Origin of the sequence: Streptomyces sp. H27-C3, assembly GCF_030063415.1 — a bacterium.
In the GTDB taxonomy this organism is placed as follows: Bacteria; Actinomycetota; Actinomycetes; order Streptomycetales; family Streptomycetaceae; genus Streptomyces.
On the sequence record NZ_JASITA010000001.1, the window covers coordinates 387,650 to 411,090 of the forward strand.

Consider the following 23,441-nt stretch of genomic DNA (forward strand, 5'->3'; position numbering starts at 1 on the left):
TGCACCCTCCGGCGACAGGCCGTCCCGAAGCAGGTCCTAGGGTAGTGGCCGTTGCTCCAGCACCCATGTGCACGACGAAGGGAAGAACTGTGGCTGGACTGCCCATGACCAACGCCTGGATCCGCCAGTTTCATCCGGCGCCGGAGGCAGACACCCGCCTCGTCTGCTTCCCGCACGCAGGCGGGTCTGCCACGTTCTATTTCCCGGTCTCCCAGGCTCTGTTCCCCCAGGTGGACGTGTTGGCGGTGCAGTACCCGGGCCGGCAGGACCGCATGAACGAGCCCTGTGTGGACGACATCCACACCATGGCGGACCGGATCACCGAGGAGCTCCTGCCCTGGGCCGATCGCCCGATGACCCTGTTCGGCCACAGCATGGGCGCCACCATCGCCTTCGAGGTCGCGCGGCGACTTGAAGCGCGAGGGATTGTCCCGCTGGGGCTGTTCGCGTCCGGACGCCGAGCCCCCTCGCGCCACCGCGACGAGCAGCTCCATCTGCGCGACGACGCAGGACTCATCAGCGAGCTGCAACGGCTGAGCGGCACCGATGCGCAGGTGCTCGCCGACGAGGCGATCCTGCGCATGATCCTTCCAGCGGTGCGCAACGACTACCGCGCCGTCGAGACGTACCGGTGTCAGCCGGGTCCGCCCTTGAACTGCCCGGTCAACGTGCTGACGGCCGACGACGACCCCCTGGTGGACCTCGCTGACGCCAGAGCCTGGGCGCAGCACACCGTGGCCCCGTTTCGCATCCGGGTCTTCACCGGTGGGCACTTCTTCGTGAGCGCCCACACCGAGAGCGTCGTGCGGGAGATCACCAGGCACATCGACGCAATGACCGTTCAGCGCTGAGCACGCATCGGTGACGAGGGCAAGGAGCTGGGACCGCTGAAAATCGAGGAATACGCGTCCTACGACGCGGTAGGTCTGCGTGAGCTGATTCAGGGGCGCGAGGTGAGCGCGGCCGAGGTGGAGGAGGTCGCGCGCCGTGCGCTGGAGCAGGCCGACGCCGATCTCAACGCGTTGACCCGGCCGCTGTTCGACGCGTCCCTCGCCCATGAGCCCGAGGGGCCGCTGGGCGGCGTCCCCTTCGTCATCAAAGACAGCGGTCCCTTCGCGCAGGGTGTGCCGTTCACCATCGGCAGCCGCAGCATCAATGGCGCCTACGCGGCGGTCGACCACGACTTGATGGTCCGTTTCCGTGCCGCGGGCCTGGCGGCGCTCGGGCAGAGCACCGCGCCGGAGTTCGGGCTGAGCTTCGCGACCGAGTCGGTGCGCTACGGCCCGACGCGCAACCCCTGGGACCTCGAACGCGGGGTCGGTGGTTCGAGCGGTGGCTCCGCGGCGCTCGTCGCCGCGGGTGCGGTGCCGATCGCCCACGCCAACGACGCGGGCGGATCCATCCGCGTTCCGGCGTCCTCCTGCGGCCTTGTCGGCCTCAAGCCGAGCCTCGGCCGCACCCCCTGCGGCCCGCTGGCCGGCGAGGTCGCCTTCGGGCAGCTCGTCGAGTTCGCGGTCACCCGGACCGTACGGGACACCGCGTTGCTGCTCGACGCGGTGTGCGCACCGACCGTGGGCGACAAGTACCAGGCGCCGCAGCCCGCCCGCTCCTACGCCGAGTTGATCCACACCGACCCCGGGCGGCTGCGCGTGGCGCTGACCACCTCGGCCTGGACGGGCGCGACCGTGGACGCGCAGGTGGCCGAGGCCACGGTGACCGTGGGCCAGGTGCTGGAATGGATCGGCCACACGGTCACTGAGAGCCGGGTGGACGTCGACGGCGAGGCGGTCGTCGAAGCCGCCATGCTCACCGCCGTCACCACCGGTGGCGCGGTCCTCAGGGGCGCGCCCCGCCGGCCCGACGCCTCGTTGCTGGAAGCGGTGTCGCGACGCGTGCTCGCGGAGACGGAGGCGTTCACCGCGCTCGACGTGATGAACGCGATGGAGGCCCAGAACCGGGTGACCCGGCCCGTAGGCCGGCTCTTCCAGGAGTACGACCTGCTGGTGACGCCGACGCTGGCCCAGTTGCCCGCCCGCCACGGCACTCTGAACTACCACGATCCGCGCCACTCGGTGCGCTCCTGGCTGGGCCGCATTTTCGAGTACGGCCCGTTCACCGCCACCTTCAACGTGTCGGGGAACCCGGCCATCAGTCTGCCCCTGGGCCGGAGCCACGAAGGTCTGCCCATCGGAGTGCAGCTCGTCGCCGCCCACGGCCGGGAGGACCTGCTGCTCCAGGTGGCGGCGCAACTGGAACAGGCAGCGCCGTGGAAGGACCGCCAACCACCGGCCTACGTCGGCTGAACACCCGCCGCGCGGCGCCCGCCCTGCCTCGCCGGGCCCGCCGCACGCCACCGCAATCCGCGCACGCACCACCCACGGCGAAGCCACGGCCCATAACACCGAGTCACGACTCGGGGCAGGGAACACGGACGACGACCGCCGTGGCCAGGTGGCCGGGGCCTTCCGTGGCCAGGCGGCGCCACCGCCCGTCGAAGCGGTCGACGCGCACTCCCGATACGAGTGGTCCGGGGACCTTCAGGGTCGCGGTGAACGTCCCCAGATCCGGATCGGGCACGATCACGCACTCGCTGAAGTCCAGCCACCGGCCAGTCAGCGGGAACCACGCCTTGAAGACGCTCTCCTTGGCGCTGAACAGCAGCCGGTCCCAGGCAATCGCAGGGTCGGCAGTGGTGAGCCGGTCGAGGACGCCCCGCTCCTCGGGCAACGCCACGACATCCAACAGGCCGTGCGGCACAGGCACGTTCGGTTCGGCATCCACGCCCACCGAGGCGACCGCGGTGCGCCAGGCCACCGCCGCACCGCGGTATCCCTCGCAGTGCGTCATGCTCCCGACGACTCCATTGGGCCATCGCGGTGCGCGATGCGCCCACGGCGGGCCCTCCCGGGCGGGCACGATCGGCCCCGGCGCCACACCGAGCCGGGCCAGCGCGCCGCGCGCGCAACGCCGAACCGTGGCGAACTCCCGTCGCCGCGCGGCGACGGCTCCAGCCACAACCTCGGCCTCCTGAGGGAACAGCCCGACATCCGGTGGATCGGCGAACAGCTCACGGACCTCGACGTCCTCGGGAAGCAGCCCGGTGAGCAGGCCGCCCTGCCCGACGACGGCGGCGGCGGTCATCGCCGCCCCACGGGTGCGGGGAGTATGCGGCACAACCCGGCAGGCGCGGCCGGTCGGCCGCGCCACTCACGCGGATAGCCGAGCGAGACCTCACGATGGGGCACACCGTCGCACTCAATGGTGCGCGGTATGTGCAGATGCCCGTAGACGACGGCGGCGGCGCGGTAGCGCACATGCCACTCAGCCGTGGCCTCGGTGCCGCACCACAGCGCGAACTCCGGGTAGTGCAGGACGCGGGTGGGTTCGCGCACCAGGGGAAAATGATTGACGAGCACGGTGGGCAGCGCGGAGTCGATCCGGTCCAACCGTGAGCGCGTGTACGCGAGCCGCGCCCTGCACCATGCCTCACGGCTGGGATACGGATCGGAGTGCAGCAGGTACTCGTCGGTCGCCACCACACCGGCCTCGTGGGCGGCGCGGAGCGCTTCTTTCTTGGTGTGCGTTCCGGCGGGCCGGAACGTGTAGTCGTAGAGCACGAACAGGGGCGCGACGACGACCGGCCCTTCCGGGCCCTCCCACACTGGATACGGGTCCTCGGGTGTCACCACCCCGAGCTCCCGCAGTCTGTCGACCAAGGCCAGGTAGCGTTCCTCACCACGCAGCTGGACCGGGTCCTTCGGCGGGGTCCAGAGTTCGTGGTTGCCCGGGACCCAGATGACTTTCGTGAAGCGAGCACGCAGCAGTTGCATCGCCCACACGATGTCGCTGAATGTCTCTCCGACGTCCCCTGCGATGATCAGCCAGTCGTCATCGGACTGGGGACGCAGACCCTCGACGATTTCGCGGTTCTCGGGATGGCGGACGTGGAGGTCACTGACAGCGAGCAGGCTCATCGCGACACCCCCGCCAGTCCATGGTGGCCGTTCTCCATGCCCTCGCACACATCGCTTCCTTGTTCCCGTACGGATTCCCGACGTGCCCCGACGGCCGGACGCGCGTCCGGCACACTCTATGCGGCCATGCCCGGCAGCCCACTGAACGCCTACTGGGGTGCGGAGCGGGTGCTCGCGCCGGCCCTCTGGCCTTCACACTCGCGTAGTTGGTATAGAATTGGATGCTGCCTTCCCCAGCGCCACGGTCCACGCGCCACAGGGGACCATGGGAGGTGCACGTCCGCCGCCCGCGTGTCAGGAGAGCACCCGCTTTGTCAGAGCCCACCCCCCACGCCGCGCACCGCGACCTGCAGGCCGACTGCGGGAACTGCTTCGGACTGTGCTGCGTGGCACTGCCCTTCGCGCGCTCGGCGGACTTCGCCGCGAACAAGGCCGCGGGTACCCCGTGCGGCAACCTCCAAAAAGACTTTGGCTGCGGCATTCATGAGCGTCTGCGGGACAGCGGCTACACAGGCTGCACAGTCTTCGACTGCTTCGGGGCGGGCCAGAAGGTCTCCCAGGTCACCTTCGAAGGCCGCAGCTGGCGTGAGGAGCCGGATTCGGCCCGCACCATGTACGAGGTCTTTCCCGTCATGCGGCAACTGCACGAGTTGCTGCGGTACGCCGCCGAGGGCCTGGATCTCGCGGCGGCGAGGCCGGTCCACCGTGACCTGCGCCGAGCCTACGACCGGCTCGACGCCCTGACGCGCGACTCGGCCGAGGCCATCCTCGCGGCGGACGTGCCCGCACTGCGCGGAGAAGTGAACACACTGCTGCTGCGTGTCAGCGAACTGGCCCGCGCCGAAGTGCCGGGCAAAAAGAAGAACCACCGCGGCGCCGACCTCATGGGCGCCCGCCTGCGCGGGGCCAAGCTGCGGGGGGCCAGCATGCGCGGTGCCTATCTGATCGCCGCCGATCTTTCGGGCTCCGACCTGCGCGCCGCCGACTTGATCGGCGCCGACCTGCGCGATGCCAACCTGGCCGGTGCCGATCTGACCGGCGCGCTGTTCCTCACCCAGCCACAGCTCAACGCCGCCCGCGGCGACCAGGCGACCAGGATCCCCGCGGCCCTCCAGCGTCCGGACCACTGGGCCGCCTAGCGGTGGTTTGCTGAACCGGGCGATAGAGATCAAGCGGGTGGCTGCGGGCGAGGGCAGTGAGCCGCGCTTTTGGCTCGATGGGTGCGGCACGGTGATCAGGTGAACTTGGCCGAGGGCGTCCAAGCGGGGTGCGGCGCCGACTGATTCGGCGGCCCCCATGGTGTGGGCGGGGTGGTCGTCGTCGATACGACCACAGGAGTCGTCTGAGGTCATCGCACCTCTCTGTTCAGCCTGCGGAGGGGCCCTGGTGCCAATTGGCACCAGGGCCCCGAAGGAACCGCTACGCCATCTGCCGACGACCGCACGCACCAGACCCCGCCCGGACCGGCACTCGGGCAGGCAAAGGGAATGCGACGACACGCCCCGGCCCGGCCCGAATGTTCGAGGGCCGGACCGGCGGCGTCGATGGTGGTCAGCCGGCGACGGTGGCGAGATTGCCGGGCTGGTAGGAGCCGCGCTGGTTGTTGAGGATCACGCCGATCCGGTGGGTGGCGTTGATCATGGCGATCAGGGAGACCAGCGCGAGGGCCTGATCATCGTCGTAGTGCCTGCTGACCTGGGCCGGCCCACATCCCGTCCGAGACGCCCTCATGGCTGTCGATGATGCGGGTGCCCCCCTCGGTCAGGGCCAGCGCGGCGCGCTCGGCCTCGGTGAACACGGTGGAGTGACGCCAGGCGGCGACCAGGTTCAGCCGGGCCGCGCTCTCGCCGGCGGCTGCGGCGTCCTTGCCGTGGATGTCGAGGCAGAAGCCGCAGCCGTTGATCTGGTCGGCGCGCAGCTGCACCAGTTCCTGGGTGGGCCTGGGCAGCGGCGACCCCTGGCTCACGGCGAAGATCCGCTTACCGATCTTGGCGCCGGTCTCGTTCGCGAACAGGTTCCTACGGGGTTCCATCACAACGTCCTCGCTCGTGAAATCGTGCGCCGCGCAGATCGTCCGCGCAGCGTCCTGATGCCCATAGGCCGCCGGCCGCCCCTGCCCTGTGACAACACGACGATGTGACGCAGGCCATCGTGGTTGTGTGTCACAAGCGAGCCAGGAGCGGCGACTTGTGCGTGTAACAGAGCACAGGCGCGACAGGCAGGAGCCGATGATGGACGAGTACACCCAACAGGCGACCGGCATGAGCGGGCACAGCCCTCTCGCCCAGGGCGCGAACTCCGCGACCGAGGCGTTCGTCGCCCATCGCAACCTGCTGTTCACCGTTGCCTACGAGATGCTCGGACCCGATGCGAGGGAGACACCGGCGTGCACTGGGCCCGCCTCTCACCGTCGGTGGAGGCCGTCCGCCTCCACGGCGCGTTCCGGTCTCACCGGCACGGCGGACGGTACGGGATGCCCGCCAGGTACTGCTGCCACGCGGGTCGCGTGATCACCGGTCGGACCCCGGCGCAGGCATCCGCGATGACACGGGGGGAGTCGAGCGGCAGCACCCGCACCATGCCGTCGTACACGCCGGAGTAGAGCGTGCCGCCGTCAGGGGAGAAACGGAGCGTGGAGACGGCGGTGCGGTATCCGGTCAGGGTGGATCCGCGCCGGGGGTGGGCAAGGTCGCCGACGTCCCACGAGCGGACCGTACGGTCGTCACCACCGGTCGTCACGGTGCGCCCGTCGGGGCTGAACGCGATCGAGCCCACGACGTCGCTATGACCGGTGAGCGCGGAGACCTGGCGGGGCCGCCGGTCGCGCACGGTCCACAGCCGTACGGGCGTGTCCCCGCCCCCGGCGGTAACCAGGACGTCCTCCCGAGGGCTGAAAGCCATGGCGAAGACGCCGAGACTTTGTGCCCGCCAGCGGGCCAGCCGCATGAGACCGCGGCGCGCTCCGACGTCCCAGAGCTGCACCGTCTCGTCGTCACCGGCCGTGGCCAGGGTGCGCCCGTCCCGGCTGAAGGCGACACAGCGCACGGTGCGCGTGTGCCCCTTCAGCACACCCAGCCGCTCGGGGCGTCGCGGGTCGTCGGTGTTCCACAGCCGCGCGGTGCGGTCGTCGCCGGCGCTCGCCAGGGTCCGGCCGTCGGGGCTGAACGCGAGCGAGCGGACGGCGTCGGTGTGACCGCCGGTGGTCGAAAGCAGGACCGGGCGCCCAGGGTCGGCGATGTTCCACAGGCGGATCTTCCGGTCGGTGCCCGCGACGGCCAAGAGGTGACCGCGGGGGCTCATCTCCACGGCGTGGACGGTGGTCTCGCGTTCCGGGAGGGTCGCGAACAGCCGGGCCCTCATCGGCCGGCCGATGTCCCAGAGCCGTACGGCGCCGTCACCGCCCCCCGTGGCCATCGTCCGGCCGTCCGGCGCGACCGCCAGAGAGAGCAGTTGCCCCCGGTGGCCCGACCACGAGGGCATGAGGGTACTGAGCAGACCGTCCCGGGTGGTGCGGGTGGGCGAAAGCCGGTGGGCGACGAGGGCGAGCTGGACGGCCAGGGCAGGGTTCTCCCGAGAGAGTCCGGGCGCCCTGGCCGCCGCGTTCTGCGCGACGGCGTGGTTGCGCTGCTGGGTCACCTCCTGGTTGGCGCGCATGGCGTACGCGGTCATCGCCATGGTGAGAGTGAGCAGCACGGCGAGTGCGGTGACCAGCATCCGCATCCGGCGGGCGCGGCGCTGCACGGTCTCGGTCTCGTCCCGCTCCGCGACGGTGCCGGCCTCCAGGAAGGCCTGCTCCCGCCGGGTGAGCCCGATGCTGCCCGAATTCGCCAGCTGCCGGCCCAGAGTGAGTCGCGCGCCCCGGTACAGGGCGCCGGGATCCCGGTCCAGGGACTCCCACACCGCCGCGGCCTCGGTGAGCTGCCGGTGCTCGCGCAGCTGCTGCCTGCTGCCGGTCAGCCAGCCGCGCAGCCTGGGCCAGCCGGGAATCAGCGCCTCGTGGGTGATCTCCAACCGCTGCCCGTCGAGGGTGATCAGGCGTGCCTCCGCGGCGCGCTCCAGTACAACCCGGGTGTCGTCGTCCAGATCCAGTTCGGAGCGGTCGACACGGCGCTTGGTGTCCTCCGTGCCCTCCCCCGGGGCCGTGAGGCGCAGGAAGACCTGGCGAGCGACGACCCGCTGACGTGCGTCGAGCATTCCGTGGAACGTCTCCGCGGTCTGCGCGAGGGAGCCTTCCACGCCGCCGGATGCGCGGAAGCCGTCGAGCGTGAGCAGGTTGCCGCGGCGGCGTCGCCAAGTCTCCAGGAGCACGTGCGACAGCAGTGGCAACACCGCCCCGTGGCCCTGGGCGTGCGCGACGAGATGGGTGAGCAGCCGTCCCTCCACGCGGCATCCGGCCCGGGCGGCGGGCTCGACGACGGCACGGTGCAGTTCGTCGGCGCTCATCGGCCCGACGGTCACCTGTGCGTCGCGCATCGCCTCCACCAGCTCGACCTGTTCGGCGCAGTGGGAGTAGAAGTCGGCGCGTACGCCCAGGACCACCCGGCAGCGGCTGTTCGCGGTCCGGGCGCAGTGGACCAGCGCGGCGATGAACCGCGTCCGCTCCTCGTGACCGCGGCAGACGGTGAACAGCTCTTCGAACTGGTCCACGATGAGTACGGTCTCGGCCTCCGGCCCTTGTTCCGCGGCGATCCAGCGCAGCGTGCGGTGCAAGTTACGCGGCTCCGCGGTGAACTCCTGGTGGAGCCGGCCCGGTGTCGTCCGCGCGGGTGCCGCCAGCAGGATCGCGGCCTCCTCCACCGGGTGCGGTCCGGGCGTGAAGAGGAACACTGTCCGGTTGTCGGCGAGCAGCCGGGGCAGCAGACCCGCGCGCAGAACGGAGGACTTCCCGGCGCCCGAGGCCCCGAAGACGGCGACGAACCGCTGCTTCGCCACGCGCGTCACCAGGTCGTCCACGAGGCGCTCCCGGCCGAAGAACCAGGGAGAGTCGTCGGCCTGGAAGGCCGCCAGTCCGGCGTACGGCGCACGGCGGGGGCTCTCGGCGTCATCGTGCTCCGGATCCGGAGCGTCTTGCCTGGCGGCCTCCACCGCGAGTTCCGTGGCGACGCCGTGCCAGCGCGGCTCCCACCGGTCGGGGTCACCGCCGCAGGCGCGGACGTAGGCCAGAGTCACGTCCAGGGACGGCAGCCGGTGCCCGGCAGCGGCGCCCGACAGCGTGGCGACGGAGAAGTGGGCGATGCCCGAAAGGGCGCGGTAGGACGGGCTGCCGGCCTCCTGGCGCAGCTGGCGCAGGTCCGCGGCGAACCTCACCAGCGCGGCGTTCCCCGCCGGGATGGGCTGCTCCCTGCGCGGCATGGAACCGACCCCCTCACCGCTCGACGTCCTCACGACCGTGTCCGTCATCGGACGGCCGCTACACATGGTGCCGACCCGGTGATAATCCCGTGCGCCCGATGGCGCGGGGGGCCCTGCGGGGACAGGACGGCTCAAACACGCTGCGGCCCGGGTTTCGGCGTACACCGTTCCAAGTCTCTTGAAATGCTTGAGGAAAAGGTCTCTTTCTGCAGCTCCGGTGAATCCGTGAAAGAGGCTTGAAGGGTTCCCTGCGGTGTGGTTCCGTCAATTCCAAGAGGTCGGCCGAACGGTCGTCCGTGGGTCCCGAGTTGGAGGATTTCATGTCTGTGACGTCACTGTCCGAGCGGCTCGCCGGAAATGGGCTTCAGCAGCATCTGCACGCGGAGGCGACGGCCGTCGAAGAGGCCTGTGTTCCGCGCTACGAGTCGTGTGCCTGGGACTCCCAGTGCTGCCACGGTCTGATCTGCGAGTGGTTCCACTGCTACCTGCAGGGCTGACAACCAGCAGGTGAGTGGACCCGTCGGGGTGGTCGCGGCCTGTCGTGCGCGCCGGCCGCCCCGGCGGAGCGGGTCGATCCGGGGGGATAGTTACGGCCCTCCACGAACAGCGCGGCAGCCTGGGGGCATGGAAATGCTGAGACTCTGGAAAGCGGCACACACGGCTCAGGGATTCGTGGTGTCCGCCCGGCGGGACGGCGGCGCATACGAACTCGAATGGCCGCGTGTGAAAAGGAAATTCGATGGCCGGTCACGCGGTGCGCCCTACGCTGTGGTCCGGTTGAGGGTGGCCGAAAGAATGCTCATGGGTTTCCTCGACCCGGTTGAGGACGCGTTGTTCGTCACTGCCGGTCTGAACTCCCTCGGATACCCGGCCTCGTTCCACCTTGGCCGAGAAACAGCCCCGGTCGTGGCGCCCGGAGGGTTTTACGCCTGGGTGCAGTGCGGCGGGTCCGTGGTGACCACCTCACTGCCCGTCCGGGAGGAGTACACCGAGGTGCTGCGCACCGGAGGAAGGGGACTGCCGTGCTGAACGTCGTCACCGCGGACGGGCACGGCGTGGTCCGCTGCGTCCCACCGCGGCAGACCCCACCTGCGGCGGCCGGTGTGACCGCGGTCATGGGCCCTGGGGGCTTCACACTGGGGCGAGAGGGACTCGGGCAGGGGGACGTGTACTACCGAGTCGGCCTCGGACGGCTGGAGTGGAGCGAGGATCCGGCCGATCTCGCCGACGGATCCGCCGGACCCGACGGGTGCCTGCCGGCCCCGGCTTCGGGTAGGCACCTGCCCGAACCGGGCACACTGCTCGCACTGATCCACGGGCTGGCCCCGCCGCCGGACGCCACCCCGCTGCCGGGGGTGCGCCGGCTGGCGCTGGGCACAACGGTGCACGTGGGCCCGGAGGGTGTCGTCGTCTCCCGCCGCCGCCCGACCCTGCCCGACGGGCCGGCCGATCTCCTCGGGTCGGTCGCCGACGCGCTGAGCGCCGCACCTGACGACTACGCCATCGTCTACGGCGGAGGTCTGTCCTCGGCCTTCCTCGCGGTCGCCGCCCTGGCCGCCGGCCACCGGCCGCGACTGCTCCACGCGGTTCTGGGGCTGCCCGGCCACCGCCCGGCCCCGGCCGTCGTACCCGGACTGGCCCTCTCGCGGATACCGGTCGACGTGTTCGACCTGCTCGACCACCACCGGTCCCCTCTCGGCGGACCGATGCCCACCCTGCCCGACGTGGAATTCCCCCGCAGGCTGGCCGCCGCCCTGACCTCGGTGGCGGGGCGGACGCTGGCGTCGGCCGCGCTTCTGGAGGATCTCGCCGGCACCAGACTGCCGGATGTCGGCAGGGGCCCCCGCGACTGGCGGCTTCTGACCTGCGAACCCTTCCATCTCTCCGGCGTCCTGCCTTCGCTCCGGGAAGCAGCCGACCTGCTGGAGCAGGGCGTAGTGCGCAGCGACCGGCCCGGTCCGAGCGCCCCCGACGACGCCCAGGCACCTGACGGGCCTCCTCCGCCGCCTCCGCTGGGCAGGCGCGACCTCCCCGTGCTGACCCCGCGGGGCCGGGTCGCCCTGCAGACGGTCCAGCAGGCGTCCCTGTCCGTCTGGAAGGACCATCTGGATCTCCTGGGACCCCTGCTGGGCCGCGCCGACGCCGGCTTGGCCGAGCGCGTCCCCCGGGACGGTACGATCCTGCCCGCCCTCGATCCGGCCGTGCTGGGAGCGGTGCAGGCCCTGCCGCCCAAACAGCTCGGCCGTATCTCCCGGGGGCTGTTCCGGGACAACCGGCCGATGGCCGCGGCGGTCGCCCGCCACCGGGTGCGCGGACTGCGGCGCGCCTCCTCCTCGTTCGACCTCAGGCTCGCGGCGGCCGCCTATCTGCACAGCGCGAGCGCCAAGATCGTCATCGAACTGGAGCGGGAGAGCGCCCTCGCGGACATGGGACTGATCGACGTCGGCGCGGTGACCGGCCTCCTGAAGGAGGGCCCGGGCCGTGCGGACCACGCCCTGCCGCTGCTGCGACTGCTGTGGATCGACCGATGGCTGAAGGGCTGACCAGCATGACCACCATGACCACCGCCACGAGCCCCTCCCGCCGGATCGTCCTCGGCGCCGGAGTACGGCTCACCCGGCTGCCGTTCGGGGGCGCCGTTCTGATGAACGAGAAGACCCTGGCACTCGTCGAATGCGCCGAGCGCGACGCGGCGCTGATCGGGTGCCTGCTGTCCGGGGAATGCCCCGGCCTCGCCCCTGACCCCGGCCCCGACTCCGACGACGCGGACCTGCGTCGGGTGGCCCGTGACCTTCTGCGATCCCAGTGGCTCGTCGTCACAGACGAAGCGAAGTGAGGTTCCATGTCCTCCCGACTCCCCCAGGCGGCGCTGGCCGCGCTCGCCGGACCGCTGCTCATCGGCGGTGCCGCGAAAATCCTCACCCCCGCGTCCCGGCTGGCATGGCCCTACCGCACCGGCCCCCTGCGCGCCCCTCTCGGACCCCGCCTCGCCGGCGGCGCCGAACTGGCGGCGGCCACCGCGCTCGTCCTGCTGCCCGGCCGCGCGGCGCCCGCCGCCGCCGTTGTCACCTACGGCACGCTGACCGCCGTGGCGCAGTCCCTGGACGGACAGCGCTGCGCGTGCTTCGGCGCCGCCCGGCTGGCGACCGTGGGGCGGGCGCACATCGGCGCCAATGCCCTGGCCGGCGCGGTGGCGGCAGCTCTGCTCACTGCCGACCTGCCCGCCCGGCCGCGGCTGCGCGCGGCGACCGCGGCACTGGCCGCCGCCACAACGACGGTCGCCATTCTCCTGGCCGACCGGCGGCGGGCGCGAGCGGAGGAGACCGAGGAGCGCTGCGGGGAAGCGGTGGCCGGAGTGCAGCTGTACGTGTCGGACGACTGCCCCGCGTGCCGGGCGCTCAAGCAGCTGATCGGTGCGATGGAGCCGGTGCGCCAGGACCGCGTGAGCATGACCGTGGTCAGCAGCGGCAGCGAACTCCCACCCGAGATGGCGGACATGTCCGTACCGTGCGCGATGCCGGTCGACGCGGCGGGTGGCCCCGTCTGCGCACCTGTCTCCGGGATCGGGGCGGTCAAGGCCCTGATCGACACCGCCGTCATCGCCGGGGCGGGCGCACCGCATGCCGCCTGAAGCCTTCGAGGCCGCCGGGCCCGGCACACCCGAACGCGAAACCGTGCACTTCCGGCCCGACCTGTCCGCCTGGGCCGTGCTCGGCGCCGCCGCACTGCCCTCCGTGGCCGACCACAACCCACGGACCGTCCACTGGCGGGACCTGCCCGTCGACCCCGCCCTGGTCGGCGTCGCACCGGCCCGCGCCCGACACGCGGACGTGGTGCTCGGCGGCCCGCCCGCGTCCCGCCCGTGGCGGCTGCCGCTGCGGACCGTCCTGGCCGCAGGAGTCGCCTGGCACCCCGAACTGCCCCTCGTCGCGGGCCTCGTCCAGCAGGGCGACCGCCTGCACCCGTGGAGCGCCGACTACACGACACGTCATCTGACCGTCCACCAGCGGGTACGGGCCGCACTCTCCCTGACCGCACGCCGGCCGGGCCGGCCGGCCCTCTCCTGGTGCCGGGAAGGACTGCTGACCCTTCTGACGCCTCCCGCCCCCTCGGCGAGCGGCCCGGGGCCGCAGACCGAGGGCGACCGCGACCAGGGATGGCGGCCGGTGGTGTTCGAGGCCACCGGGCCGGGACATGTCGCGTTCGTCCCCGGCCTGGACGAACTCCTGCGCCTGGCCGGTGCCTCGGTGTCCGTACTCGACCCGGCCACCGGGACCTTGCGTACACTCACCCCGCCGTGGCTCGTAGGCGGCCTCGAACCCTCCCCGGGCGGGCGCGGACTACTGGTCGAGCACGCCACCGCGGCCGACGACGGTTCGGCGGAGCAGCCATCGGGATCCGGTGACGGGCTCGACTGGTCCCGCGCGGTGCTGCGGCCGGACAGCGGCTCATGGGCGCCGGTACCAGCCGTCACACGCTGGGCCGCCGGAGCCGGGGAAGCCATCGCGTCGAGCAGAACCGTCACTGGCGGCACGGCAATCGAGCTGCGCACCGCGCACGACGCCGAGGGGCGGCCCCCGACGGCCGGACCGACGATCACCCACGAGGACGACGACCCGCCCGTGTGGTGGCACTGCCTGACGCTGGGCACGGCGACGGCCGTCGTGAGCCGGCACCGCACGTCACTGCGCCTGCGCAGCGGTGAGGACTACCTCCGGGTGCCGCTGCCCGCCGCACTCGGCAGGCTCGGCACGCCGATGCCTGGACACGACGGCGAGGGCGTTGTCATCACCTGCGTACAGGGCGGCCGGGCAGGGTTCCTTCGGCTGGCCCACGGCGAGCGGGAGGCCGGCATCGCCGTCGAACCACCGCCCGGAGGCGACGACGGCCCCCTCGAATCCAGCTGGACGACGACCGAGGACGGCGTGCCCCACCTCCTCACACGCAGGGCGGGACGCTTCGACCGTTACGCACTGCGCGGCGAGCGCCTCCGGCCGGTGAGCGGAAGCACCCTGCCCCGGCTGCGTCCGGCACCGTTCCGTGCCCCCGCGCGAACGGTGTCTCCTACGCTCGTCCTGTCCCCGCCGCCGGGCGGGTGCAGCGCCCGGCTGACGCGCGTCGACGGCCCGGGCGGGGAAAGCGGAGGGACGGCGCGGCTGCTGTGGATCCAGGTACGCCGGAGCACGGGTGATCCTGCGGCCGCTGATCCACCCGCCGACCTCTCCGGGCTGCGGGCGCCGGGCTGGCTGCTGGATCTCCCTCTTGCCTGGCCGCCCGACGTCAGGCCTGGCGACGTCCGGCGTCAGATCGTCCACGCGGTCGGCCAGGCCGTGGCGAACATACGGGAGCAGACCTCGCGGGAGGACCCCGTCGTGGTCGGCGGCCACAGCTTCGCCGCCACCGTCGCCCTGCAGGCGCTGGCCCACTGCCCGGGACTGGCGGGCGCGATAGCGCACAGCGGCTGCTACAACCGCACGCTGACCCCGCAGGGCTTCCAGTACGAGCGACGGAGCTACTGGCAGGTCCCCGGCCTCTACCGCGCTTTGAGCGCCCTCGACTTCGCCGATCGACTGACGCGGCCGGTGCTGCTCGTGCACGGCCTCGACGACACCAACGTGGCGACCCCGCCGGACCAGGCGGTGGCCCTGTACCGGGCCGTCGTCGCCAACGGCGGGCGGGCCCGGCTCGTTCTCCTGCCGCACGAGGGACACGTCTTCCGGCACCGCGAAAGTCTGGAGACCGTGACACGGGAGCACGAGGCGTGGTTGGCCGCCTGCGTCCCACTCTCCGCCCGGCAGGCGGACCGCTCGGAAAGGACCTGATCGATGGCAGAAGACGGCCCGGATCGCCGTGAGGCCACACCGGACGGCACAGGTGCCGGGGCGCCGGCAGGGGCCGGAACACCGGAGGGCGGCAGCGGCAGGCCCGCCGACACCGCGCGGATCAGCACCACCGATCTGATGCGGGCCAGCGCGTACATGGTGCGGATGGCATGGCAGGCGGACCGCCGGCGGCTGACGGGCATCCTCGCCGTGCAGCTGCTGACGGCGGCGGGGCTGGCCGCGCTCGTGCTGGTGCTGCGGAGCACGCTGGGAGCGGCGTCCTTCTCCGCGGGCTCGGACGGGCCGTCCGGGGACGGGCTGATTCTCGCCTTCTGCGCACTGATGGCGCTCGCGTCCGGGGGCGGCGTGCTGCGTACCGTCGCGAGCGGCTGGCAACGGGTGCTGACGGTGAAGGTGGACCGGCACATCATGTCCGCGGTGTTGAGAAGCGCGGCTCGATCGGACCTCGCCCGTTTCGAGGAGCCGGCGTTCCACGACCGCCTGAAGCAGGCCGTCTTCGCGTCCCGGTCCCAGCCGGTGATGGTGGTGACGGCCCTGATCGGCGCGCTGCAGGCGCTGCTGAGCATGGCCGCGGTGGGGACCGCGTTCGCCGTCATGACGTGGTGGCTGCTCCCGTTCGTCCTCCTGGCCCTACTGCCCGTGCTCAAGGCGGCCCGGGACGAACGCGACGCCGATCACCGGCTGCACGGGCGGCTGGCCGAGGGCCGCCGGGCACGTGAGTACCTCGAACACCTCCTGGTCGGGCAGGACGCGGCCAAGGAGATCCGCGCCCTGGACCTCGGGGACACCCTGCGCGCACGCTGGAACAACCGGTACGCCGAGGAGATCACCGGTACCACCGGGATGCAGCGCCGGCACACCCGCCGGAAGGTGCTCGCGCGCCTCATCGGCGATGTCGTCCTCATCGCCGTCATCGGCGCCATGTGGTGGACGGTGCGCAGCGGCGGCGTGGCCCTCCCCACGGCGTTGGCCGCCCTGGCGGCGTTGCTGATGCTCGCCACCCGCGTGCAGATGCTCGGCTACCTCTTCAACAACATCGGTGCCTCCGCGGTGTACGTGAAGGACATCCGCACCTTCACACAGGACGGAGCCCGCGCCTCCACACGGGACATGACTTCCACGCAGGACGCGGACACCCGCCGAGGGCACGCCGCAGTGGCGCACGAGAACCCGCTCGCGCTCACCTCCGCGGCGGGGCCTGGGGCACCGGCGGGGCTGGGGATGCCGGCCTTCTCCTCCCTGAGCACCGAGAAGCTCTCCTTCACCTACCCGGGCTCCGCCGGAGCAGCGCTGCGCGACGTATCGGTCGAGCTGGCCGCCGGTGAACTGGTCGCCGTCGTGGGCGCCAACGGCTCCGGCAAGACGACTTTGGCGAAGATCCTCGCCGGTCTCTACGACCCCGACGGCGGATCCCTGCTGTGGAACGGACTTCGCGCGTCGCGCCCCGAGGAGCGGCGGGCCGCGACCGCGATGGTCTTCCAGGACTTCGTGCGCTTCAAGCTTCCCGCACGCGACAACATCGCTTTCGGCCGCCCCGGAGTACCCGCCGATCCGGACGCCGTCGAGCGCGCGGCGGCCGAAGCGGGGGCGGTCGGCATCGTCCAGGGACTGCCGTTGGGTTACGACACCGTCCTGAGCAAGGAGTTCAGCGACGGGGCCGATCTCTCGTTGGGGCAGTGGCAGCGGCTGGCACTGGCCCGCGCCTTCTACCGGGACTCTCCCCTTGTCATCCTGGACGAGCCGACGGCCTCACTCGACCCGCAGGCGGAAGCCGACCTCTTCGGCCGCATCCGCAGCCTGTTCGCGGGCCGGGCGGTCCTGCTGATCTCCCATCGGTTCTCCAACGTCCGGGACGCAGACCGGATCTACGTCATGGAGTCCGGCCGGGTCATCGAGCACGGCAGCCACGATGAACTGACAGCGGCGGGTGGCACCTACGCCCGGCTGTTCCGGCTCCAGGCCGAGGCCTACCAGCACGGCCGCCGCGGGCGGGGGTCCGCGACTTCGCCGGCGATGAAGGTGGTTCGTTAGCAGCGGAGCGGCGGACCCGCTGTCCCGTCGACGACCACCGCGTTCAGCGGCGGACTCCGCCTGGTCTCTCCACGTGTGCGCTGCCCGAGTTCCGTACCGTCCCCGTCATGGCCGTACGGAACACGATCGGCACCCGCCGTACGCGCCGGATTCCAGCGGCATCGATCCGGTGAAAGGACGCTGCGGTGCGTAAGCGCCGGCAGGGCAACCGTCAGCCGGACGAGGGTCTGTGTCCAGCGGCTCCGCCGGCTCGTCGATGACGTCGAGGCTCCGCGCGCGCATCTCGGTCTCGACACGGTGGCCTGCTCGCGCTTTGCGCCAGGGCGAATCTGACCGCGACCGGTTCACCCCGCCGGTGTTCGTGCCGGCCTGGGAGGTGGACCTGAGAGCCCTCCTCGGACCAGGGCCGAGTTCGCGGATCTCTTCCCGCACGCGGAGCTCGTCATCCAGCCCGGTGCCGGACACCACCCGTGGCTCGACGACGCCGACCGGTTCACGGCGGCCACCGCGGCGTTCCTGGGACAGGAGACCGCCCCGCCGTTGTGGCTTCGGTCAGCCGTGGAAGATCGCCCGACGAGACCAAGTGGCACAGCGGAGACCTCCGTCGCCCGCAGTCAGGGCCCGGGCCGCCCGCTGCCAACGGTCACAGTCGGTGCTCACGCCGCCCGGGTGCCGGCGCTTCCGTAGGAGCCGCTGCCCCGCGACGTCTCGGATCCTGAAGGTGCGCGGAGCCCCACGGGGCAGGCGCAGCGCGGCGGAACGGCCGCCGTGCTGTCCTGAGCGCCGGAGTCCGTCAGCGCCCCTCCTTGGGCACCACCCGTCGGCTCACGAGGCGAGGACGCCCAGGAGCCGTTCGCCGCGCCGTGTCAACAGGAGCCGCACCTGCTGGCCCTGACGCTTGCGCCGGACGAGCCCGGCAGCCTCCAGCAGCTTGCAGTGATGCGTCGTGGCTCCGGGCGCACAGCAGAGCAGGGAGCTCACCTCTCCCATGGTCAGGCCCCGGTGCGCAAGACGCATGACCCGTGCGCGCACGACGCCGAGAACCGCCTCCAGAGGGTCGCGGGCGCGGCGGTTCGCGGTGGCCGCTCCCGACGCCAACTCCCGCAGCCCCGGCACCGGGTAGCCGATCCAGCTCGGGCCCCGCCGACCGAGGCCGAGTACGCAAGCCGTCGTGCCGGACACCAGCGGGACGAGCAGGAGTCTGCGGTCGGGCAGTTCCAACGACTCCCGGTCCTTGCGGCGGCCCGGCAGGGACAGTCCTTCCCTGGTGCGGTGGACGCGCGGCCCCAGACCCGCGAGTGCGGAGTCCAGCGTCCCGGTGACCGTGGCGATGCCGATGCGTTCCGCCTCAAGTTCGAGAAGGTGCCGCGACCGTCGCCACACCGGTGCGAACGCCGCCCAGATGCCTGCTGTCGCCTCGACGTAGCCGTGGACGAACGGCTCCGGCCGGTCGAGTACGCGCTGCCATGCGTGCGGAACACCGGCCGGAAAGCGCTCGGCCACCTCCCCGGCGAGCTGCTCCGCCCCGACCGCGGCCAAACGGTCGAGCTGCGCGGGCACGGCGTCCGTATCGAGAGGGAGGGGCGACAGGCAGTCCGGCAGCCAGAGCCCGTGGCTCTCATACGCGGGGCCCAGCGCCTGCACCGTGGTGCTCGGACACGCGGCCCGAGCCGCCGACCGCCACCCGGGCGGTACGCCCTGGACCGCCGCGCCGAGGGCGTCGGCCAGCAGCGAGAGCACCGTGGGCAGCGGCTGCCGGCCCACGGAAACCTTCAGATCCTCTGTCGTCCCCAGTCGCAATACCGATTCGCTCACTGCACGATCCCCCGTCTCCGGTCATGCCGTGACCCCCTCGCCACCCGTGCGTGCGGGCCCTCGGTGTCAAGCCGTACCAGGGGTGCGTTGTTCACGATCCGGCGTGGAACGCCGAACAACGCAACGCGAACAACGCCCCTCCCCGGGACCGTCGACGGCCGGTGGTCCGGGAGCCGGCGGATCGACGGTCCGCTCGGCAGCCCCGGTCCCTACCGGGTCCGCGCAGCCACCCGGCACGGCCGCAGGGGCGAGCGGGGAGAGTGGTTCCGGCATGCCGGTTCGAAGGTGCCCCAGGGCAGAGGTCACCGGCGCGCCGCCGTACGGGTGCGTCTGCGCGGAGGGGTGCGCCTCCTCACCCGAAGCACCGAACAGGCCGTCCTCGCTGCGGTAGCGGACCTCGACGTGGCCTGCGCCGACGGGGTAGCCGTGCCGCATCTGCCGGGGGTAGCCCAGGACCAGATCCGTGTAACCGTCCTTGTTGATGTCGGCCGACGCCCCGGCCGTCATCGCGGTCACACCGGGCGGTCTCGCCGTCGCCGTGCTCACCTGGGGATCGGTACCGGGCTGCGCCCGCTCGCCGGCTGGGCGGCGCGCCGGGTGGAGCGGGTTTTCCTGGGCATACGCGCCCGCCCCTGCGAAGCCGTGCGGACTCTTGCCCGGCGCCTGCGGGAAGCGTCTGACTCGGCGGCGGTGCCGCTGGCCCTGTGCCGTTCGGCCACCGAGGATCTGCGCTTTTCCGGCGCGATGGTGGAGGTGGAGACGCGTGCGGGGAAGCGGAAACTCGCGGTCACCGGCCGGCTTCCCGGCCCCTCGGCACACCGGCTCCCTCTGCGCCACCACGGTGCCGACATCGGTGAGGTGCTGGTCGTACCGCATCCGGGCGAACCGGCCCTGCGGCCACCGGACGCCGACCTCCCACAGCTCCTTGCCGATCAGGCCGCTCCCACGGTGGAGGCACTGCGGTTCCTGGAGGACGTGGGGGCCGCCCGGCGCAGACTGGTCATGGCCCGGGAAGAGGAACGCAGGCGCCCGCACCACGACATGCACGACGGCCTGGGCCCGCTCCTCGCGCGCGGCTCCAAGCACCGCACTGCCGTTCGGGTAATCGGCGGTTTCCCGCAGGCCGCTGGATCCGCCCCGCCCTCGTCACCGCATGTCCCACACCGGCCGATCCTGCGTTGAGACCGTGGGGCCGACCCCATACAGAACGTCGCAGCAACTTACGCGGAAGGTCCCGTGGCGCCAATCGCTTGACACCACGGGACCTCCCGTTGCACAGGGTTTGGACTCACCCGTCAGCTGTACATGCGGGTGCAATGGTGGCGTCGGTTCCCTCTGCCGCCTGCTAGGCCCAGGGGATCCAGCCGGGTGACATCCATGTGGCTGCTGCGGCCCCGCCCAGGAGGCACACCGCCTTGTCAGCCCATCGAGGGCGCCCAGCTTCGCGGTCGCGTCGGCTGCTTCAGCCGCGATCAGCAGGCCGCTGAGCAGGACGAGAGGGCCGTCGTTCCAGGTGATGTCCGGGCGGCCGATGGCCAGCCAGCCGGCTGCGATGCCGAGTGCGCACAAGCCGGTGTAGAGCGCGTACGAGTCGGGCCGGAGGCGAGGTTTGTTCTTTGCTCGGTGAATGAAGATCACCCTGAGCTGCGCCAGTAGCGCGAGGAGAGCGAACATCGTGCAGGACTCCTAGCGGTGGTTTGTTAAACCGGGCAGTAGAGATCAAGTGGGCGGCCTGCGCCGACAGCGTTGATCAGGGCTTGGAGTTCGGGTGGTGGCGGCTCGTTGGTCCATGCTCGCCAGCAGCGTTGGAGGGTGGTCCAGGGGTCGAGTCAGGCCCGGACGGCGCGAATTGCCCGGGGCCAGCTGGCCGGATGGGGCTGATGGGGTTCGCTCGGGCCCCCTCTCACCCGGCTTCGCCACGGTGGCGGCCGACTCCTCCGCATGGTCGGCTGCGGGTTCATCGTGCGGGGGCCGGGTGAACCAGGTGTCCCAGCAGAACGAGAACGCGCAGGTGACCAGAGTCTGGTGGCGGCGAATCGCGGTGTCGGAGCGGACTTGGAAGTCGGCCCACCCGAGTTCGTCCTTGACCTGCTTGTAGCTCTGCTCGATCCAGTGCCGCAGCCCGTAGATCCGCACGACCTCGGCCAGGTCGGCCGGGGGTTCGGGGCTGTCGGCGGTGCGGGGGCCTTCGGGGCGGGGCAGGTCGGTGGCCAGGTACCAGGTCGACTGCGAGGGCAGGGTGGCCGGGTCGGTGGTGGCCACGACCAGGCGCACGTTCCCGTCGGGTCCGAAGAATCCGAGCGAAGCCTCGGCGGCCCACCAGGTCTCGGTGCGCCCGCCGCGGAACGTCCGCTCGACCGCGGTCCAGTCCCCGGGATTCTCGGAGTCGGTCCAGGCCAGGGCGCGGGCGGCGTGGACGGGGGTGTAGGCGTCCTTGCCGTAGGCCCAGCTGCCATGACTCGGCTTTACGGCCACCACGAATGGCAAGCCGGCCTCGCCGAGGTCCCGCAGAAAGCTGCTCTGGTCGCCGTAGCCGCAGTCTGCGGCCACCGCCCTGAACACAACCCCGATCTCCTCGGCGGCGCAGGCCAGTTCGGCGGCGATCCGCAGCTTCGTGCGGAACCCGGGGTCCTTCTTGCCGGCCGGGAAGTGGTGCGCCGGGTGTAGGGCACGGCGTGCAGTGGGTAGTAGAGGTCCTCATCCGCCCAGCAGGTGATCACCGTCACGATGCCGTTGTCGGTCTTGCCCAGCCGACCCAGCCATTGGCGGCCGATGTGCGCGGTCGCCTGCCCGTCCTTGCGGTCACCGGAGTCGTCGATCACCAGCACCCCGCCGGGGTGCGGCGCGGTCGCCGGGTCGGTCAGCAGTAGTGCCACCCGGCGGGCGTTGACCTGCTCGTGGTCCCACGTCGACTCGGACAGGAAGAACTGCAGTCGCTGCACCGCCGCATGCTGGGCACCGACGACAGGTACGGTGCCGGCCAGCGCGGTCAGCGTCTTGTTGCGGTCCCGCGGCAGCAGCAGTCCGGTCAGGTACTCGCGGAACCCGCGGCGCTGTGCCAGTGTGGAGAACAGGTCATCGAAACGTGCGGCGTAGGCTTCCACCGGGCCAGGTGCGGGCGGACACGGCATACGACGGGTCATCACAAGCCCCCAGGCAGCGAGGCGACGTTCCTCTGCTACCGGCCTACTGCACCTATGACCCGCCGTCAACAAACCACCGCTAGAGCGGGGTCGGAGGGGAGCGGCAGGGCCATGGGGACGACTGTCCCCTCCTTGTGTCCAACCTGACCGGAGTTCCCGATGGGCTTCGCGATCTGACCACCAACACAAGTCGGTCTCTGCTGGTGAACCGTTGGGTGCCCGGTTGGCTGCGGTGGCGCTGCGAACCTGCCCGTCTTCACCGGGACGGGCGACCGCTTGGCCGATGTCTCGAACGTGGCTAACCAGCGCATCAGCACGCCAAGGGGGCGGGAGATACAACTCCCGCCCCCTTGGCGTGCGCGCAGGCCCCGATGGCGTCCGTCATCCGGGCCACGTATCGCGGTTCGGACGACGGACTGCCGTGAGGCTACTTACCCCGGACGCGCCGCGTCAGCAGCGCGAGAACCAACCCGACGGCTGCTCCGGACGTACCCCAGGCGACGCTGGGGGTGCCGTCGTTGACGACGTATCCGATCGCACATGCCGCCAGGAAAACGGCGAGTGCGAGAAGCCCGCCAAACTGTCGGGTACGCATCCTTTGCTCCCTGCCTACTTAAACCGGAACTTGCACTTGCTGTTGGTGCACTTCGCGCCCCACTTCGGCTTGTACCACCCGGAAACGGGACCGTATTTGATGCCGTAGCTCATGGTCATCTTGAAGCGCTCCTGGTAACCGCAGATCGGGGTGATCTTAAGCATGCAGACCTGCCCCATCCCGTCGGCCCTCCAGTTCGTGAAGAAGGTTCCGTCCGAGCTCTCGTACGCCGAGCCGATTCCCAGCTTCCAGCCGATCGTCGACGCCACGCCGCTCTCGTCGCCAGAGGCAGTGCCCCGAGAGCTCGAGATCTTCCCTGAACTCTTGACGCAGACCTTCACCTGCATGTGAATGGTCCCGATCTGGATCCTAACGCCCCCCTCGAAGACCTTGTAGCTCTTCTTGAAGGTCTTGCAGCCCGCGGTCATGGTTCCCGACAGGTCGGACTTGTTGACCGGGTCGGCACAGGCGTAGTCGTAGCCCGAACAGCTTCCACCGGTAACGGGATCCGTGCTCAGGAAACGGCCGGTTTCGGACGAGTAGAGCCGGATGCCCATGAGCGTCATGCCGCTGACCGGGTCGGACGACCTCTGCATTCCGCCGCAACACCGGTGACACCGGCGCGGGAGCCCTGACTCCCGGACGAACGAGAACGTGTTGCGCACCGCACCGGCACTGGTGCGGTGCG

General features: G+C 71.3%; 17 protein-coding genes and 3 pseudogenes. 11 read left to right on the forward strand and 9 right to left on the reverse strand.

The features are described 5' to 3' along the window. The first annotated feature begins 104 nt into the window (after nucleotides 1-104). Both QMK30_RS01250 and QMK30_RS01255 read left to right on the forward strand, forming a co-directional pair. Nucleotides 105-851: a thioesterase II family protein gene (locus tag QMK30_RS01250; RefSeq protein WP_283515229.1), complete on the forward strand. Its 747-nt coding sequence runs from the start codon at nucleotides 105-107 to the stop codon at nucleotides 849-851. Between the two features lie 201 nt (nucleotides 852-1,052). Beyond that, nucleotides 1,053-2,303 (forward strand): annotated as a pseudogene (locus QMK30_RS01255) (amidase); the annotation flags it as partial. A gap of 103 nt (nucleotides 2,304-2,406) precedes the next feature. Here QMK30_RS01255 and QMK30_RS01260 read toward each other — a convergent pair. After that, the gene (locus QMK30_RS01260; protein WP_502963042.1) at nucleotides 2,407-3,108 is read right to left on the reverse strand and encodes a 4'-phosphopantetheinyl transferase family protein; all 702 of its coding nucleotides are present in this window, start codon (nucleotides 3,106-3,108) and stop codon (nucleotides 2,407-2,409) included. 29 nt (nucleotides 3,109-3,137) lie between these two features. Then, the gene (locus QMK30_RS01265) at nucleotides 3,138-3,974 is read right to left on the reverse strand and encodes a metallophosphoesterase family protein (RefSeq protein WP_283515203.1); all 837 of its coding nucleotides are present in this window, start codon (nucleotides 3,972-3,974) and stop codon (nucleotides 3,138-3,140) included. A gap of 311 nt (nucleotides 3,975-4,285) precedes the next feature. On the opposite strand from QMK30_RS01265, the gene QMK30_RS01270 reads away from it, so the two are divergent. Then, nucleotides 4,286-5,113, forward strand: coding sequence for a pentapeptide repeat-containing protein (locus QMK30_RS01270; RefSeq protein ID WP_283515204.1), 828 nt, complete (start codon nucleotides 4,286-4,288; stop codon nucleotides 5,111-5,113). Between the two features lie 412 nt (nucleotides 5,114-5,525). On the opposite strand, the pseudogene QMK30_RS01275 reads toward QMK30_RS01270, so the two are convergent. Next, a pseudogene (locus QMK30_RS01275) lies at nucleotides 5,526-6,006 on the reverse strand (carboxymuconolactone decarboxylase family protein). Nucleotides 6,007-6,422: 416 nt separating this feature from the next. Beyond that, entirely contained in the window at nucleotides 6,423-9,326 is a 2,904-nt protein-coding gene (locus QMK30_RS01285; protein WP_283515205.1) for an nSTAND1 domain-containing NTPase, read from the reverse strand. A 320-nt stretch (nucleotides 9,327-9,646) separates the two neighbouring features. Here QMK30_RS01285 and QMK30_RS01290 point away from each other — a divergent pair, with 320 nt between their 5' ends. The 7 genes from QMK30_RS01290 (at nucleotide 9,647) to QMK30_RS01320 (ending at nucleotide 17,200) form a co-directional block, all read left to right on the forward strand. Next, nucleotides 9,647-9,823, forward strand: coding sequence for a hypothetical protein (locus QMK30_RS01290; RefSeq protein WP_283515206.1), 177 nt, complete (start codon nucleotides 9,647-9,649; stop codon nucleotides 9,821-9,823). 298 nt (nucleotides 9,824-10,121) lie between these two features. Beyond that, nucleotides 10,122-10,355 (forward strand): transglutaminase-like domain-containing protein, encoded by a 234-nt coding sequence (locus tag QMK30_RS38410; RefSeq protein ID WP_349362026.1) that lies wholly within the window; start codon nucleotides 10,122-10,124, stop codon nucleotides 10,353-10,355. Then, nucleotides 10,349-11,869, forward strand: a complete 1,521-nt coding sequence (locus QMK30_RS01300) for a hypothetical protein (RefSeq protein WP_283515207.1) — start codon at nucleotides 10,349-10,351, stop codon at nucleotides 11,867-11,869. Before QMK30_RS38410 ends, QMK30_RS01300 begins: the two co-directional genes overlap by 7 nt. A 14-nt stretch (nucleotides 11,870-11,883) precedes the next feature. Then, complete coding sequence (adfB, locus tag QMK30_RS01305; protein ID WP_283515208.1) at nucleotides 11,884-12,162, forward strand: actinodefensin-associated protein B; 279 nt, start codon at nucleotides 11,884-11,886, stop codon at nucleotides 12,160-12,162. A gap of 6 nt (nucleotides 12,163-12,168) precedes the next feature. Continuing rightward, nucleotides 12,169-12,957 carry a hypothetical protein gene (locus QMK30_RS01310; protein WP_283515209.1) on the forward strand — a complete coding sequence of 263 codons (789 nt, stop codon included), beginning with the start codon at nucleotides 12,169-12,171 and terminating at the stop codon, nucleotides 12,955-12,957. Then, entirely contained in the window at nucleotides 12,947-15,148 is a 2,202-nt protein-coding gene (locus QMK30_RS01315) for a S9 family peptidase (RefSeq protein WP_283515210.1), read from the forward strand. Before QMK30_RS01310 ends, QMK30_RS01315 begins: the two co-directional genes overlap by 11 nt. Nucleotides 15,149-15,151: 3 nt before the next feature. After that, the gene (locus QMK30_RS01320; RefSeq protein WP_283515211.1) at nucleotides 15,152-17,200 is read left to right on the forward strand and encodes an ABC transporter ATP-binding protein; all 2,049 of its coding nucleotides are present in this window, start codon (nucleotides 15,152-15,154) and stop codon (nucleotides 17,198-17,200) included. Nucleotides 17,201-18,025: 825 nt separating this feature from the next. Here QMK30_RS01320 and QMK30_RS01330 read toward each other — a convergent pair. Next, nucleotides 18,026-18,964, reverse strand: a complete 939-nt coding sequence (locus QMK30_RS01330) for an ArsR/SmtB family transcription factor (RefSeq protein WP_283515212.1) — start codon at nucleotides 18,962-18,964, stop codon at nucleotides 18,026-18,028. 117 nt (nucleotides 18,965-19,081) lie between these two features. Beyond that, nucleotides 19,082-19,561 (reverse strand): FG-GAP repeat protein, encoded by a 480-nt coding sequence (locus tag QMK30_RS01335; RefSeq protein ID WP_283515213.1) that lies wholly within the window; start codon nucleotides 19,559-19,561, stop codon nucleotides 19,082-19,084. Between the two features lie 96 nt (nucleotides 19,562-19,657). On the opposite strand from QMK30_RS01335, the gene QMK30_RS01340 reads away from it, so the two are divergent. Continuing rightward, nucleotides 19,658-20,197 carry a hypothetical protein gene (locus tag QMK30_RS01340; RefSeq protein WP_283515214.1) on the forward strand — a complete coding sequence of 180 codons (540 nt, stop codon included), beginning with the start codon at nucleotides 19,658-19,660 and terminating at the stop codon, nucleotides 20,195-20,197. 537 nt (nucleotides 20,198-20,734) lie between these two features. On the opposite strand, the pseudogene QMK30_RS38675 reads toward QMK30_RS01340, so the two are convergent. From QMK30_RS38675 to QMK30_RS01360, 3 genes and pseudogenes are all read right to left on the reverse strand, one after another. Then, nucleotides 20,735-22,158: pseudogene (locus QMK30_RS38675) on the reverse strand (IS701 family transposase). Between the two features lie 427 nt (nucleotides 22,159-22,585). Further along, complete coding sequence (locus tag QMK30_RS01355; protein ID WP_283515215.1) at nucleotides 22,586-22,753, reverse strand: hypothetical protein; 168 nt, start codon at nucleotides 22,751-22,753, stop codon at nucleotides 22,586-22,588. A gap of 14 nt (nucleotides 22,754-22,767) precedes the next feature. Further along, nucleotides 22,768-23,441, reverse strand: a 674-nt coding sequence (locus QMK30_RS01360; RefSeq protein ID WP_283515216.1) for an RHS repeat-associated core domain-containing protein, incomplete at its 5' end; no start/stop codon positions are given.

Excerpts from the sequence above, each read along its gene's own strand:
- QMK30_RS01250 (WP_283515229.1), top strand. The coding sequence starts at position 105 with ATGACCAACGCCTGGATCCGCCAGTTTCATCCGGCGCCGGAGGCAGAC.
- QMK30_RS01265 (WP_283515203.1), bottom strand. The coding sequence starts at position 3,974 with ATGAGCCTGCTCGCTGTCAGTGACCTCCACGTCCGCCATCCCGAGAAC.
- QMK30_RS01285 (WP_283515205.1), bottom strand. The coding sequence starts at position 9,326 with ATGCCGCGCAGGGAGCAGCCCATCCCGGCGGGGAACGCCGCGCTGGTG.
- QMK30_RS01290 (WP_283515206.1), top strand. The coding sequence starts at position 9,647 with ATGTCTGTGACGTCACTGTCCGAGCGGCTCGCCGGAAATGGGCTTCAG.
- QMK30_RS38410 (WP_349362026.1), top strand. The coding sequence starts at position 10,122 with ATGCTCATGGGTTTCCTCGACCCGGTTGAGGACGCGTTGTTCGTCACT.
- adfB (WP_283515208.1), top strand. The coding sequence starts at position 11,884 with ATGACCACCGCCACGAGCCCCTCCCGCCGGATCGTCCTCGGCGCCGGA.
- QMK30_RS01310 (WP_283515209.1), top strand. The coding sequence starts at position 12,169 with ATGTCCTCCCGACTCCCCCAGGCGGCGCTGGCCGCGCTCGCCGGACCG.
- QMK30_RS01315 (WP_283515210.1), top strand. The coding sequence starts at position 12,947 with ATGCCGCCTGAAGCCTTCGAGGCCGCCGGGCCCGGCACACCCGAACGC.
- QMK30_RS01320 (WP_283515211.1), top strand. The coding sequence starts at position 15,152 with ATGGCAGAAGACGGCCCGGATCGCCGTGAGGCCACACCGGACGGCACA.
- QMK30_RS01355 (WP_283515215.1), bottom strand. The coding sequence starts at position 22,753 with ATGCGTACCCGACAGTTTGGCGGGCTTCTCGCACTCGCCGTTTTCCTG.